The sequence below is a fragment of the Fodinibacter luteus genome (assembly GCF_039541575.1).
Taxonomy (GTDB): domain Bacteria; phylum Actinomycetota; class Actinomycetes; order Actinomycetales; family Dermatophilaceae; genus Fodinibacter; species Fodinibacter luteus.
In genome coordinates this window covers 1-13039 of the sequence record NZ_BAABGM010000007.1, presented here as the reverse complement: position 1 = coordinate 13039, position 13039 = coordinate 1, and the positions used below count along the sequence as shown (strand labels likewise).

General features: G+C 73.8%; 11 protein-coding genes and 2 tRNA genes. 3 read left to right on the top strand and 10 right to left on the bottom strand.

All coding sequences use genetic code 11. From position 1 onward, the window contains the following. Positions 1 to 157 precede the first annotated feature (157 nt). Entirely contained in the window at positions 158 to 748 is a 591-nt protein-coding gene (gene leuD / locus ABD899_RS05060; protein WP_345203053.1) for a 3-isopropylmalate dehydratase small subunit, read from the bottom strand. Next, a complete protein-coding gene (gene leuC, locus ABD899_RS05055; protein WP_345203051.1) occupies positions 748 to 2163 on the bottom strand; it encodes a 3-isopropylmalate dehydratase large subunit in 1416 nt (471 codons plus the stop codon). The genes leuD and leuC overlap by 1 nt, the downstream gene beginning before the upstream one ends. Before the next feature lie 151 nt (positions 2164 to 2314). Between leuC and ABD899_RS05050 the strand changes: the two genes are divergently transcribed. Together ABD899_RS05050 and ABD899_RS05045 are read left to right on the top strand one after the other, a co-directional pair. Then, the gene (locus ABD899_RS05050; protein WP_345203048.1) at positions 2315 to 3058 is read left to right on the top strand and encodes an IclR family transcriptional regulator; all 744 of its coding nucleotides are present in this window, start codon (positions 2315 to 2317) and stop codon (positions 3056 to 3058) included. A 181-nt stretch (positions 3059 to 3239) separates the two neighbouring features. Further along, positions 3240 to 3575 (top strand): NAD(P)-dependent oxidoreductase, encoded by a 336-nt coding sequence (locus tag ABD899_RS05045; protein ID WP_345203046.1) that lies wholly within the window; start codon positions 3240 to 3242, stop codon positions 3573 to 3575. Between the two features lie 237 nt (positions 3576 to 3812). Here ABD899_RS05045 and ABD899_RS05040 read toward each other — a convergent pair. The 5 genes from ABD899_RS05040 to ABD899_RS05020 all read right to left on the bottom strand — a co-directional run bounded on the left by ABD899_RS05040 (position 3813) and on the right by ABD899_RS05020 (position 7918). Next, a tRNA-Glu gene (locus ABD899_RS05040) sits at positions 3813 to 3885 on the bottom strand. 106 nt (positions 3886 to 3991) lie between these two features. Further along, a tRNA-Gln gene (locus ABD899_RS05035) sits at positions 3992 to 4063 on the bottom strand. A gap of 109 nt (positions 4064 to 4172) precedes the next feature. Beyond that, positions 4173 to 5717 carry a glutamate--tRNA ligase gene (gene gltX / locus ABD899_RS05030; RefSeq protein ID WP_345203044.1) on the bottom strand — a complete coding sequence of 515 codons (1545 nt, stop codon included), beginning with the start codon at positions 5715 to 5717 and terminating at the stop codon, positions 4173 to 4175. A 115-nt stretch (positions 5718 to 5832) separates the two neighbouring features. Further along, complete coding sequence (locus ABD899_RS05025; protein ID WP_345203467.1) at positions 5833 to 6603, bottom strand: fumarylacetoacetate hydrolase family protein; 771 nt, start codon at positions 6601 to 6603, stop codon at positions 5833 to 5835. 382 nt (positions 6604 to 6985) lie between these two features. Then, positions 6986 to 7918, bottom strand: coding sequence for an SGNH/GDSL hydrolase family protein (locus ABD899_RS05020; RefSeq protein WP_345203041.1), 933 nt, complete (start codon positions 7916 to 7918; stop codon positions 6986 to 6988). Positions 7919 to 8086: 168 nt separating this feature from the next. Between ABD899_RS05020 and ABD899_RS05015 the strand changes: the two genes are divergently transcribed. Then, complete coding sequence (locus tag ABD899_RS05015) at positions 8087 to 9046, top strand: 3-methyladenine DNA glycosylase (protein WP_345203465.1); 960 nt, start codon at positions 8087 to 8089, stop codon at positions 9044 to 9046. A gap of 17 nt (positions 9047 to 9063) precedes the next feature. On the opposite strand, the gene cimA is transcribed toward ABD899_RS05015, so the two are convergent. The 3 genes from cimA to ABD899_RS05000 all read right to left on the bottom strand — a co-directional run. Continuing rightward, on the bottom strand, positions 9064 to 10656 hold the full coding sequence (gene cimA / locus ABD899_RS05010; protein WP_345203038.1) for a citramalate synthase: 1593 nt from the start codon (positions 10654 to 10656) through the stop codon (positions 9064 to 9066). A 392-nt stretch (positions 10657 to 11048) separates the two neighbouring features. After that, entirely contained in the window at positions 11049 to 11417 is a 369-nt protein-coding gene (locus ABD899_RS05005; protein ID WP_345203036.1) for a cupin domain-containing protein, read from the bottom strand. Between the two features lie 181 nt (positions 11418 to 11598). Further along, positions 11599 to 13039 (bottom strand): HNH endonuclease signature motif containing protein (locus ABD899_RS05000; RefSeq protein WP_487249865.1); only part of this gene is annotated, 1441 nt, incomplete at its 5' end.

Sequence of the window (13039 nt, the reverse complement as noted above, 5' to 3'; positions counted from 1 at the left end):
CACAACGGCGGCGTGTTTTGCGCTGTCCCGCAACCAAATCACCGGCTCATCACGGTGGTCGCACGTCACAACCGTCCCACCCGTCACACACCGGATGCCGTGCCGGCGGCGGCGGCAGCCTCCGAAACCGTTGCGGGACAGCCGCGCCCAGCTGCTCTCAGGCCGTGACCGTCGGCTTCCAGCTGGGGCGCGAGCCCTCGAACGCCGTGATGCCGCTCTCGTGGCGCAGGGTGAGGCTGATGTCGTCGAGGCCCTCGAGCAACCGCCAACGCGTGTAGTCGTCGACCTCGAACGGTGCGACGAGGTCCCCGGCCGTCACGGTCCGGGAGCGCAGGTCGACGGTCACCGACGTTCCCGGGTGGTTCTCGAGCAGCTTCCAGAGCAGCTCGACGTCGTCCTGGCTGCACTGCGCGGTGAGCAGCCCCTGCTTCCCGCTGTTGCCGCGGAAGATGTCGGCGAAGCGCGAGGAGATGACGACCCGGAAGCCGTAGTCCATGAGCGCCCACACGGCGTGCTCGCGCGAGGACCCCGTGCCGAAGTCGGGGCCGGCGACGAGCACCGAGCCGGCGCTGTAGCCCGGGTCGTTGAGCACGAAGGTCTCGTCCCCTCGCCACGCGGCGAACAACCCGTCCTCGAACCCGGTGCGGGTGACCCGCTTGAGGTAGACGGCCGGGATGATCTGGTCGGTGTCGACGTTGCTCCGCCGCAGCGGTACACCGATCCCGGTGTGGGTCGTGAAGGCGTCCATCAGTGGCTCCCCTCGCTCACGGGATCGAGATCGGCAGGGCTCGACAGCGTGCCACGCACGGCGGTGGCGGCGGCCACGAGCGGGCTGACGAGGTGGGTGCGCCCGCCCTTGCCCTGGCGCCCCTCGAAGTTGCGGTTCGACGTCGATGCGCTGCGCTCCCCCGGGGCGAGCTGGTCGGGGTTCATCCCGAGGCACATCGAGCACCCGGGCAGGCGCCACTCGGCACCCGCAGCGGCGAAGACCTCGTGCAGGCCCTCGCTCTCGGCCTGCAGGCGCACCCGCGCCGACCCGGGCACGACGAGCATGCGCACGCCCTCGGCCACCCGGCGGCCCTTGATGACGTCGGCGGCCGCCCGCAGGTCCTCGATCCGCCCGTTCGTGCAGGAGCCGAGGAAGACGGTGTCGACGTGCACCTCGCGCAACGGCGTGCCGGGCTGGAGCCCCATGTACTCCAGGGCCCGGCGCGCGGCGGCCTTGTCGTTCTCGTCGGGCATGAGCTCGGGGTCGGGAACGGCCGTGCCGAGCGGCGCACCCTGGCCGGGGTTGGTCCCCCAGGTGACGAACGGGGTGAGCTGCGAGGCGTCGACGACGACCTCCTCGTCGAACTCGGCGTCGTCGTCGCTGCGCAGCAGGCTCCACGCCTCGACGGCGGCGTCCCAGTCGACGCCGGTCGGGGCGTGGTCCCGGCCACGCAGGTACTCGAAGGTCGTCTCGTCCGGGGCGATCATGCCGGCCCGGGCGCCGGCCTCGATCGACATGTTGCACACCGTCATCCGGGACTCCATGGAGAGCGCACGGATCGCGCTGCCGCGGTACTCGAGCACGTAGCCCTGGCCGCCACCGGTGCCGATCCGGGCGATGACGGCGAGCACGATGTCCTTGGCCGTGACCCCGTCGGCGAGCTCACCCTCGACGGTGATCGCCATGGTGCGGAACGGCTTGAGCGGCAGGGTCTGCGTCGCGAGGACGTGCTCGACCTCTGAGGTGCCGATACCGAAGGCGAGCGCCCCGAACGCGCCGTGCGTCGAGGTGTGGCTGTCACCGCAGACGATCGTCATGCCCGGCTGGGTCAGGCCGAGCTGGGGCCCGACGACGTGGACGATGCCCTGCTCGGCGTCCCCCATCGGGTAGATCGTGACGCCGAACTCCTCGCAGTTGCGGCGCAGCGTCTCGACCTGGGTGCGGCTCACCGGGTCGGTGATCGGCCCCGGTGTCGTCGGGACGTTGTGGTCCTCGGTCGCGAGCGTGAGGTCGGTGCGCCGGACGCCGCGGCCGGTGAGGCGCAGCCCGTCGAAGGCCTGTGGGCTGGTCACCTCGTGGAGCAGGTGGAGGTCGATGTAGAGCAGGTCGGGCTCCCCCTCCCCGCGGCGCACCACGTGGGACTCCCACACCTTCTCGGCCAGCGTTGCGGCCATTGCTCCACCTCCACGACGGACCGCCGGACGGCGGTCACACGACTTCGACGCACGCGGACGCCCGGTGGGCGTCGTCGCTGTCTCCCGAGATTCGCACGGGCCGGTTGGAGCTGGACGTGCGTCTCAGGCACTGAGACGCTAATATCAAGACATGGACAACACTAGCGGGGTCGGCGTCCTCGACAAGGCGGCGATCGTCCTCAGTGCCCTCGAGGCCGGCCCGTCGACGCTCGCGCAGCTCGTGACCGCGACCGGCCTGGCCCGACCGACCGCCCACCGGCTCGCGGTCGCCCTCGAGCACCACCGCCTCGTGACCCGCGACCTCCAGGGCCGCTTCGTCCTCGGCCCGCGGCTCGGCGAGCTGGCCGCCGCGGCCGGCGAGGACCGCCTCCTCGCGGCCGCGGGACCGGTGCTCGGTGCCCTGCGCGACCACACGAACGAGAGCGCCCAGCTCTTCCGCCGGCAGGGCGAGCACCGGGTGTGCGTCTCGGCCGCGGAGCGCCCGGTCGGGCTGCGCGACTCGATCCCCGTCGGTGCGGCGCTGTCGATGCGGGCCGGCTCGGCCGCCCAGGTCCTCCTCGCCTGGGAGGAGCCCGACCGCCTCCACCGGGGCCTGCAGGGGGCGGCCTTCACCGCCACCGCACTCTCGGGCGTGCGACGCCGCGGGTGGGCGCAGAGCGTCGGTGAGCGCGAGCCCGGCGTCGCGTCGGTGTCTGCCCCGGTCCGCTCCCCGTCCGGTCGGGTCATCGCGGCCGTGTCGATCTCGGGTCCGATCGAGCGGCTCTCGCGACAGCCGGGCCGGCTGCACGCGGCCACGGTCATCGCCGGTGCGAACAAGCTCACCGAGGTGCTCGCCCGCCACGCCGCCCAGCAGGAGGCCCAGAACAACGCCTGACCCAGCATCCGCGCTCATGGCACCACCCGCGCGGCCGGGCCGAGCACGCGGCGCGGGACGTGGGCGCGGTGCCCTCGGGCGAGGGAGATGCAACACGGATGTCACACAGGGGGTGGGCGACGGCAACACCGGGTCGGCATCGTGCGGTGCACCACTGGTCAGCCGCGCGAGGAGGTCGCCCATGTCCCTCACCACCGCCCAGCGCATCGCCCGGGACCGGACCCGGCTGCTCGGGTTCCCCCGGCCGGGCCGGCGCGCCATCGTCGTCGGGGGAGGCCCCCTCGCGGCGCGCCGCGCCGCCGCGCTGACCCGGGCCGCGACCCCGGTGGCGGTGTTCGCCCCGGCACTGTGCGACGACGTCTTCGACCTGCTTGCGGAGCGCCTCGTCACGTGGGAGAACCGGTGGCCGGTGGCCGCCGACCTCGCCGACGCCTGGCTCGTCCACGCGGCCACCGGCGACCCCGAGATCGACGCGCGGGTGTGCGGCTGGGCGTCCGCCCTGCGCGAAGGAGCCTGACCGCCGGGTCGGACGGAGTCGCCGGCCTCGGGCCCCCGCCGAGCTCCAGGCCGCCCCTGGGCCGACGAGCCGCCGAGCCCCGCGGTGTGGTCGTCCGAGGTGACCACCTCGCGCACCCCGCTGCGAACGGCCTGCGAGAGGGCTGTGACATCGGCCGGTTCGGAGGGGGGTCGTGGCTGCGTGACGGCCGGGCACGGCGAAGGCCCGGTCCGCATGGACCGGGCCTTCGCGCTGGGGTAGCCCCGACGGGATTCGAACCCGCGCTACCGCCTTGAGAGGGCGGCGTGCTAGGCCACTACACAACGGGGCCGTGGCCGGTGCCCCACCGCGTCACGCGGCCGGGCAACGGAGAAGAACCTTACCGAAAGGAGGGGCTTTCTCCGAATCGTCCCCGGCGCGCGGGCCGGGGACGAGAGCTGGGGTACCAGGACTCGAACCTAGAACGGATGAACCAGAATCACCAGTGTTGCCAATTACACCATACCCCATGGGGTATGCCTTCAGTTAGGCCGAGACAGCCTGACATCGGGCGAACCGAACAGTGATGTTACCGGCCGGCCTCGGCCCCGCCCAAATCGGCGACCGGCCGGCCCCCCGTCACAACGACGCCCGCAGGGCGCGCAGCCTGGCCAGCGTCGACGCCTTGCCCAGGATCTCCATCGACTCGAAGAGCGGCGGAGACACCCGGGCCCCCGACACCGCGGTCCGAAGCGGCCCGAACGCGAACTTCGGCTTGATGCCCAGGCCGGTGACGACGGCGTCGCGCAGCGCCACCTCGATCGCCGGGGCGGTCCATGAGGGGTCGGAGCCGAGGATGCCGGTGTGCTCGTCGGGCAGGCCGTCGAGGGCCGCGGTCGCGGCGTCGAGCACCACCGCGGCGTCGTCGGTGAGCTGCGCCCGGGCGTCGGGCGCGACCTCGACCGCGTCGTCGGCGACGAAGAACGGCCCGACGAGGGCGCTCGCCTCGGTGAGGTGGCCGATCCTGGTCTGGATGAGCTCGGCCACCGAGCGCAGCCGGGCGAGCTCGCCGAGCGAGGGGTCGGCGGGGAGCACGCCGTCGGCCTGGAGGAACGGCAGCAGGCGCGAGGTGAAGTCGCCGGGGTCGAGGGCGCGGATGTGCACGCCGTTGAGCCAGTCGAGCTTCTTGAGGTCGAAGATCGGCCCCACGGGGTTGACGTCGGACCAGTCGAAGCGCGCGGAGAACTCCTCGAAGGTGAACACCTCGACGTCCTCGCCCTCAGCCCCCTCGGCCGGCGGGTAGGCGAGCAGCGCGAGGAAGTTGACGAGCGCCTCGGGCAGGTAGCCCTGCTCCCGGAACCACGTGAGGCGGGCGGCGGGGTTCTTGCGCTTGGAGATCTTCGACTTGTCGGCGTTGCGCAGCAGCGGCATGTGCGCGAAGCGCGGGGGCTCGAGCCCGAGCCACCGGTAGAGGAGCACGTGCTTGGGTGTCGAGGAGATCCACTCCTCGCCCCGCACGACGTGGGTCACGCCCATCTCGTGGTCGTCGACGACGACGGCGAGGTGGTAGGTAGGGAAGCCGTCGGCCTTGAGGATGACCTGGTCGTCGGGCCGGGGCGCGAGGACCCGACCTCGGATGAGGTCGTCGAACCCGAGCTCGACGTCGTCGGGTACGAGCATCCGCACGACCGGGGTCTCGCTGAAGCCCGGGAGCCGCCGGCGCTCGTCCTCCGTCGCGCCGAGGCAGAGGCGGTCGTAGCCGGTGGGCTGCTTGCTGCGCTGCTGCTCCTCGCGCATCTCGGCCAGCCGCGCGGTGGAGCACCAGCACCGGTACGCCCGACCCTCGGCGAGCAGCCGGTCGACGTACGGCCGGTAGGTGCCGAGGCGCTCGCTCTGGCGGTAGGGCTCGCAGGGGCCGCCGACGTCGGGCCCCTCGTCCCACGTGAGCCCGAGCCAGCGCAGGGTGTCGAAGACCTGCTGCTCCGAGTCCTCGCGGAACCGGGCCCGGTCGGTGTCCTCGATGCGCAGGATGAAGCGGCCGCCCTGCTGGCGCGCGAAGGCCAGGTTGAACAGGGACATGTAGGCGGTGCCGACGTGCGGGTCGCCGGTCGGCGAGGGGGCCACCCGCAGTCGGACCGCTCCGGGGAGCGCGCCGTCGGGCGCCGGGGCGGAGGTCTCTGTCACGGGCTGCTCGCTCCCCGGGTGTCGGTGCCGCCCGTCGTGGACGGAGTCGCCGGGGGGTCACCGGGCAGTCCCGCGTGACGGCCGGCGTGCGTGGACTGGCTCATGGTGAGCCAGCCTAGTGACGCACGAAGGGGTTGCTGAGCACGCCGATGCCGTCGACCTCGACCTCGACGCGCTGCCCGGCGTCGACGAGGCCCACCCCGGCCGGGGTCCCGGTGAGGATGACGTCGCCCGGCAGGAGGGTGAACGCCGCCGAGGCGAACGCGACGAGGGTCGCCGTGTCGTGGACCATGTCGGCCGTCGACCCGTCCTGGACGACCTCGCCGTCGACCCGGGTGACGATGCGCTGGGCCGCCGGGTCGAGGTCGGTCTCGATCCACGGCCCGAGGGGACAGAAGGTGTCGAAGCCCTTCGCCCGGGCCCACTGGCCGTCGGTGCGCTGCAGGTCGCGCGCCGTGACGTCGTTCGCGACGGTGTAGCCGAAGACGAAGCCGAGCGCGTGCTGCGCCCCGACGTCCTTGCAGAGCCGCCCGATGACCACGGCGAGCTCGCCCTCGAAGCCCACCTCTCGGGTCTGGGGTGGCATGACGACGGGGTCACCGGGGCCGACCACGGCGGTGTTGGGCACGAGGAACATGAGCGGGGTCGCCGGCGCCTCGCCGCCCATCTCGGCCGCGTGGTCGGCGTAGTTGCGCCCGATGCCGATGACCTTGCTCCGTGGGATGACCGGGGCGAGGAGGCGGACGTCGTCGACGTCGTGGACGGCGCCGGTGAGCTCGATCCGCTGGTAGAGGGGGTCGCCGGTGATCTCGGCGATCTTCTCGCCCGCCCCGTCGACGAGCCCGTAGGCCGGGTCGTCACCCGTCGTGAACCTCGCGATGCGCATGGGGGCCAGCGTACGGGCGGGGTCGGCACGAGCTCGTCGTGAGCCCGCCCTGCGGCGTGCGGTGCACCCGGACCGCCGCACGGGCGTCAGGTCGACCGGGTCCCTGCCGCCCATCAGGGCGGCGACGACGTGGGTGGGATCGCGAGTCCACACCCAGGGCTCGGGCAGGGTCACCACCTCGGCTGCCGGGGCGGTGCTCGCGAGCTCGAGCAGGCCACGCACGACCTGCAGCTGCTCGGCGACCGCGCGCTCGGCGACGAGCTCGAGCGACTCCTGCGTCGTCGGCAGCGCGGGCATGTCCCGAGGAAGCAGCCGCCGGCGTGGGTTAGCCGAGGTGCTCCCTGTGCCACCGCGGCCTCCGCCAGGCCACGAGGTCGCCGCCTCAGGGAGCCGCGGTCACCCCGGCGTCGACGGCGGCCTCGGCGAGGACCCGGGCGACGGTCGCCGCCCCCTCGTCGGAGAAGTGGATGTCGCGGGCGGTGCACAGGTTGGTCAGCGTGCACACCCGGGCGGCGTTCTCGGGGACGGTGCGGCCCCCGATCTCGGTGGGGGTCGTGTCGTCGGTCGCGAACGCCTCGTCGAGGCCGACGAAGGTCGCTCCGGCCTCCTTCGCGGCCCGCTCGATCGTCGCGCTCAGCTCGGCGTACGCGTCGGACGCCTCCTCGACGCCCGCGACCGGCTGGTCGAGGGTCTGGGCGGCGACCCAGGGGTTGTAGTAGCCGAGGACGAGGACGGGCACGCCGTCGCCGGCCGCCGCGGTGAGGCGGTCGAGGATGGTCGGCAGGTTGCGCCCCACCGTCGCGACGCCCTTCTCCACGCACGCGGCGTCGATGCTCGCACCGCCCCGCACGCAGGCGAGGAGGTCGTTGCCGCCGATGTCGATCGTCACGAGCGCGACGTCGCCCCCCGCCCCCTCGAGCACGGCCTCGGCCTGCTCGATCTGCGACCCCTCGTCGAACTCGCACTTGCCGCCCTCGAGGAGCGAGGTCGTCGTCTCACCCGAGCAGCCGAGGTTCTCCAGGGTCAGCTCGGCGCCGTCGCCGGCTAGGCGGTCGGCGGCGAGCGCGGGGTAGGCCGTGTCGCGCAGCTCGCCGCCCCCCGGCTGGTACCCGGCGGCGAGCGAGTCACCGAGCGCGACGTACAGGCCGCCCGGACCCCCGGCATCCGATGCCGTGGGGCTCGGCGAGGGCGGGGTGCTCCCGGCGCTCGGCGGCGCGGCGCTCGTCACGGCGGGCTCGGCATCTGCGCCGCAGGCCGAGAGAGCGAGCGCCAGGGCGGCCGCCACGGCGATGGTCGGGAGGGTCGAGCGCGTCATGGGGTCCTCATGGTCTCGGGGGTGGCCACCATCCTCTCCCTCAGCGAGCGGCGACCCCCCGCGGGTTCCCCCGCGGCAGAGGTCCGGCCGGGGCGCTCCGGAGGTGGTGGAGGGTGCGCCGCACATCGGTAGCGTGGACACGTGACCACTCGCGTGCTCCCCGTCCACATGTGGCGGGCCCGGGAGGCCGCGCACGAGCAGCGGGTCGACGCCGCCACCGCCGCGCACCGCGAGCGCCGCTCGGGCGGGCGCAGCCACCCGGTCGAGGACTTCCTGTTCCGCTACTACGGCAACTCGCCGGCCCGCCTGCGGCGCTGGCACCCCGGCCCGGGTGTCGCCCTCGCCGAGGCGGCGGGACTCCCCCGGGGCGCCTGGACGCACTACCGCGTCGTCGGGAACGCCGTCGAGCTCGACGTCCAGGCGTTCCTCGCCGCGCGGGGGGATGCCGTGGCGTTCGTCCGCGACCTCGTCTCCGCCACCGCAGCCCGGCAGCCACGGCTCGGCTGCTTCGGGCTGCACGAGTGGGCGATGGTGCACGGCCTCCCGGCCGGCGACGTGCGGCACGCCGGATGGGCCCTGCGGCTGGGCAGGGCGGGCACCGACGCGGTGGTGGAGGAGCACGGCATCCGTTGCTCCCACTTCGACGCCTACCGGTTCTTCACCGACTCGGCCCGGCCGCGCAACGCGCTGCGCCCCACCCGCGACAGCCAGGTCGCGATGGAGCAGCCCGGCTGCCTCCACGCCGGCATGGACGTCTACAAGTGGGCCTTCAAGCTGACCCCGCTCGTGCCGAGCGACCTCGTCGCCGACGCGTTCGACCTGGCCCGCGAGATCCGGGTGCTCGACATGCAGGCGTCGCCCTACGACCTGCGCGAGCTCGGCTACGACCCGGTGCCGGTCGAGACCCCCGAGGGGAAGACGGCCTACGTGGAGCGGCAGCGCGACTTCGCCGAGCGGTCCAACGCGCTGCGGCACCGGCTGCTGGCCGTGCTCGACGCCGTGGCGACCGGCCGACCAGCCGGCGCGACGGCCGGCACCCCGCGCGGCCACCCCGACCTCCATGCGGAGTCAGGAGCACTCCGCCCGGTCAGGGCCGTACCCGGCCCGGAGCCCGCGGAGTGCTCCTGACTTCGCGGGGGGCGTCGTCAGCGGGGGGCGACCCCGGCCCGCACGAGCCCGTAGGTCATCGACTCGACGAGGGCGTCCCAGCTGGCCTCGAGGATGTTCGCCGCGACACCGATCGTCGTCCACGACGTCGTGCCGTCGGAGGTCTCGATGAGCACGCGGGTCACGGCGTCGGTGCCGTGGGCGGCGTCGAGGATGCGCACCTTGTAGTCGATGAGCTCGAGGTGGCTGATCTCGGGGTAGGCCGACGACAGCGCGAGCCGCAGCGCGTGGTCGAGGGCGTTGACCGGCCCGTTGCCCTCGCCGGTCTGCACGACGCGCTCCCCGGCGGCCCGGACCTTGACGGTCGCCTCGGAGAGGGCGTCGTCGTCACCGCGGGCGTCGGTGATGACCCGCCAGGACTCGACGTCGAAGAAGTCGGGGAGCGCCCCGTCGATGTCGCGGCGCAGGAGCAGCTCGAAGCTCGCGTCGGCGGCGTCGAAGGTGTAGCCGCGCAGCTCCTTCTCCTTGACCGAGCGCAGCACGCGGGCCAGGGTGGCGCGGTCGTTCTCGTCTCCGGGGTCGAGGTCGAAGCCGAGCTCGCGGGACTTCAGCTCGATCGACGCGCGACCCGCCATGTCGGAGACGAGCATGCGCATGTCGTTGCCGACGTGCTTGGGGTCCATGTGCTGGTAGAGGTCGGGGTCGACCTTGATGGCGCTCGCGTGCAGCCCGGCCTTGTGCGCGAAGGCGCTCGACCCGACGTAGGGCTGGCGCGAGTACGGGGGCACGTTCGTGACCTCGGCGATGGCGTGCGCGATGCGGGTCGACTCCTGGAGCCGGTGCGGTTCGAGCAGCTCGATGCCCTTCTTGAGCTGGAGGTTCGCGACGACGGTGAGCAGGTCGGCGTTGCCGGTGCGCTCGCCGTAGCCGTTGACCGTGCCCTGGACGTGGGTGGCGCCGGCGGCGACCGCGGCCATCGAGTTGGCGACCGCGCAACCCGTGTCGTTGTGGCAGTGGATGCCGATCCGGGCCCCCGTCGCCCCGACGACGTCGTGCACGACGTCGGCGACCCGGTCGGGGAGCATCCCGCCGTTGGTGTCGCACAGCGCGATGACCTCGGCGCCCGCCTCGGCCGCGACGCGCACGGCCTCGAGGGCGTAGTCGCGGTCCGTGGTGTAGCCGTCGAAGAAGTGCTCGGCGTCGAGGAAGACCCGGCGCCCCTCGGCGCGCAGGAAGGACACGGTGTCCCGGATCATCTCGAGGTTCTCCTCGAGGGTGGTGCGCAGGGCCCGCTCGACGTGCCCGGTGTGCGACTTCGCGACGAGGGTGATGACCGGGGCGCCGCTCGCGAGGAGCGCCGCCACGAGCGGGTCGGTGTCGGCACGGCCACCGGCCCGGCGGGTGGCGCCGAACGCAGCGAGCGTGGCGTTGCGCAGGCGCAGGTCGGTGGCGGCTCGGGCGAAGAACTCGGTGTCCTTGGGGTTGGCGCCGGGCCAGCCGCCCTCGATGTAGCCGACACCGAGCTCGTCGAGGTGGGACGCGATGGCGAGCTTGTCGGCCACGGAGAGGTTGAGCCCCTCCTGCTGGGCGCCGTCGCGCAGCGTCGTGTCGTAGACGTGGAGGTCGGTCATCGATGGTCACCCGGATCGGTCTGCCGGTCGCCCGGCGTCGTGTGCCCCGGCCCGTGGAAGGGCCGGGGCGTTGACGTGTGGTGCTCGGGTCCATTCTCGCGCCAGCGCTGCGGTCACGACGCCCGGGGTGGGGGCGACGGACACCTGCTGCCGGTCACGCCGCCCGCGACGCTCCCGACAAGCAAAAGACCCCCCGGGTGTGGGAGGTCTGCGCGACGAGGAGGTCTCGTCGCGCTAGCCGATAATGATCGTGGCTGTCGCCACAAGGAGCATCACGGGACCACCATGGCACGACATGGCGGTCCCGGCCTACGGTGCGTCCACATGCTGGCCGCCGTGCCCGCGACCCGGCGAGCCGGCCGGTGAGCCGGCCGGCGTCGCCACCCGGTCGATCAGTCGGCGCCGGCGGGCGCCGCGGCGGTCTCGTCGACGTCGACCATGACGAGGCTGAGCCGGCTCGGCGCGTCGGCGACGAGGGCATGGCGCTCCCCAGGGGCGAGGTAGAGGACGTCCCCCGGTGCCATGGTGTGCTCGTCGTCCCCCACCGTGAAGCGGATCGCGCCGTCGAGGAGGTGGACGACGACGGCCCGGGGCGAGGAGTGCTCGGTGAGCAGCTCGCCCTCGTCGAAGGCGAAGACGACGACGCGCAACGCCGGGTTGTTGACGACGACCCGCGAGGTCGTCGACGACGACGTGACCGGGAGGCTCTCGAGCAGCCCGGTGAAGGCCAGCGAGGTCGAGAGCTCTGTGGGGCGTGCCATGGCGTTCTCCGAGGTTCTCGAGCGGTGCCGCGGTCGGGGCGCCCCGGACGTGCCGGGCCCGCCGCGGCGGGGCGGAGCCGGTCACGTGACCGCGCCCCGCTCGATCGTATCGACGGCGTCCGGATGCCGCGCGCCTCCCTGCGACACCGCCGGACACGTCGGCTCAGACGGACGCCTCGGATCAGAACGGGGGTTCGTCGGGGAACCGGGTGCGTGCGCGGCGTCGGGCCAGGGCGGCGCGCAGGACGGTGCTGGTGCGACGTGGGTGGGTCGGGCGCACGGTGAAGGAGTGCGGCGGTGGTGGGTGGTGCTCCAGGGCCAGCTCGAGGTGGGTCTGCAGGGCACTCCACGCCCCGGCGAGCACCGCACCGTCGCCGGCGGCCCGCTGGCCGTTGACGTGGCCGGCGGCCCGCCCGCTGCCGCTGTGGCTGCCGCTGTGGCTGTGGCTGTGGCCGGTCCCGGGGTTCCCGGTGGCCCGGGCGAACCCTGCGGTGCTGTCGTGGTCGTCGTGGCGCAGGACCAGCACGGCCAGGGCGTCCAGGGGGTGGGTGGTGCGCACCATACCGGTGGGGTCGGTCCAGGTGGTGGTGGCGTCGGGGTGCAGGCGCACCACCCACCCAGGGGTCTGCTTGACCCGGTGATGGCGACGGCACAGCACCATCAGGTTCTCGGCGGTGGTCGGCCCGCCCGGCCAGGCGCGGGCGTGGTCCAGGTCGCAGAACCGGGCCGCGACCGCGCACCCGGGGAAGCGGCACCGCCCGTCGCGGGCGCGCACCAGCGCCGCCAGCGCCGGGCTGGGCCGGTAGGCGCCGCTGGCCAGGTCCTGCCCGGGGTCGACCCGGGCCCCGGACACCGGGTCGCACGGCACCACCCTCGGCTCGATCACCGGGGCCGGCACCGGGGCGGTCGAGCACGGGGCGGTCGAGCACGGGGCGGTCGACGTGGGCCCGGCCCGGTCGGGCGTGCCGTCGCGGCGTCGCCGGCGCCGGTGCCGGTGTCCTGGCTGCGCCCTGGAGGATCCGCGTGCCAGGTGGTCCAGCAGCCAGGCCCGGGGCACCAGCAACGGCTCCGAGGGGCGGCACCCCTGCACCTGCACCAGGTCCTGCCCACGCACCGCTTCGCAACCATCCGTCGCGCGAGCCCTCTGCACGCCCGGCGGCCCCGCGGCTGCGGAATCAGCAGGCGAGTTCGAGCGTGTCGCGCGCGACTCGGCGCGTTCAGCCCAGTGAGTGTCCTCGCCAGCCGACGCCGAAACCTGCGACCCGGCCTCGGACGCGACGCCTCCGTCAGGACCGCCGCCCCCGTCCGCGACAGCACCGCCCTGAGGAGGCGGGTCAGCCTTGCCGACCCCGCCGTCGTGTCGGCAGGTACCGCCCGGCGTCCGCGCAGGGTCGGCCGGGTCGGTGGGCGCCGGGTCGGTGGGCGCCGGGTCGGTGGGCACCGGGTCGGTGGGGACGGCGTCGGCGGGTACGGTCAGCATCACCTGGACCTCGACCGTGGCGTTGCCGGTGACCAGGTCGGTCAGGGCCTGGCCGCGGGCCTGCTCGACGTTCGCACACGCTCCCTGGGCGACGTAGTCGTGGGCCAGGCGGTCGATCGCCGCCCACGCGGTCGCGGCGTCC

What these genes read in the sequence shown, in the direction of transcription:
- ABD899_RS05015 (WP_345203465.1), top strand. Translation starts at nt 8,087, where the DNA reads ATGTGGCGGGCCCGGGAGGCCGCGCACGAGCAGCGGGTCGACGCCGCC.
- leuD (WP_345203053.1), bottom strand. Translation starts at nt 748, where the DNA reads ATGGACGCCTTCACGACCCACACCGGGATCGGTGTACCGCTGCGGCGG.
- leuC (WP_345203051.1), bottom strand. Translation starts at nt 2,163, where the DNA reads ATGGCCGCAACGCTGGCCGAGAAGGTGTGGGAGTCCCACGTGGTGCGC.
- ABD899_RS05020 (WP_345203041.1), bottom strand. Translation starts at nt 7,918, where the DNA reads ATGACGCGCTCGACCCTCCCGACCATCGCCGTGGCGGCCGCCCTGGCG.
- ABD899_RS05025 (WP_345203467.1), bottom strand. Translation starts at nt 6,603, where the DNA reads ATGCGCATCGCGAGGTTCACGACGGGTGACGACCCGGCCTACGGGCTC.
- ABD899_RS05050 (WP_345203048.1), top strand. Translation starts at nt 2,315, where the DNA reads ATGGACAACACTAGCGGGGTCGGCGTCCTCGACAAGGCGGCGATCGTC.
- cimA (WP_345203038.1), bottom strand. Translation starts at nt 10,656, where the DNA reads ATGACCGACCTCCACGTCTACGACACGACGCTGCGCGACGGCGCCCAG.
- ABD899_RS05005 (WP_345203036.1), bottom strand. Translation starts at nt 11,417, where the DNA reads ATGGCACGCCCCACAGAGCTCTCGACCTCGCTGGCCTTCACCGGGCTG.
- ABD899_RS05045 (WP_345203046.1), top strand. Translation starts at nt 3,240, where the DNA reads ATGTCCCTCACCACCGCCCAGCGCATCGCCCGGGACCGGACCCGGCTG.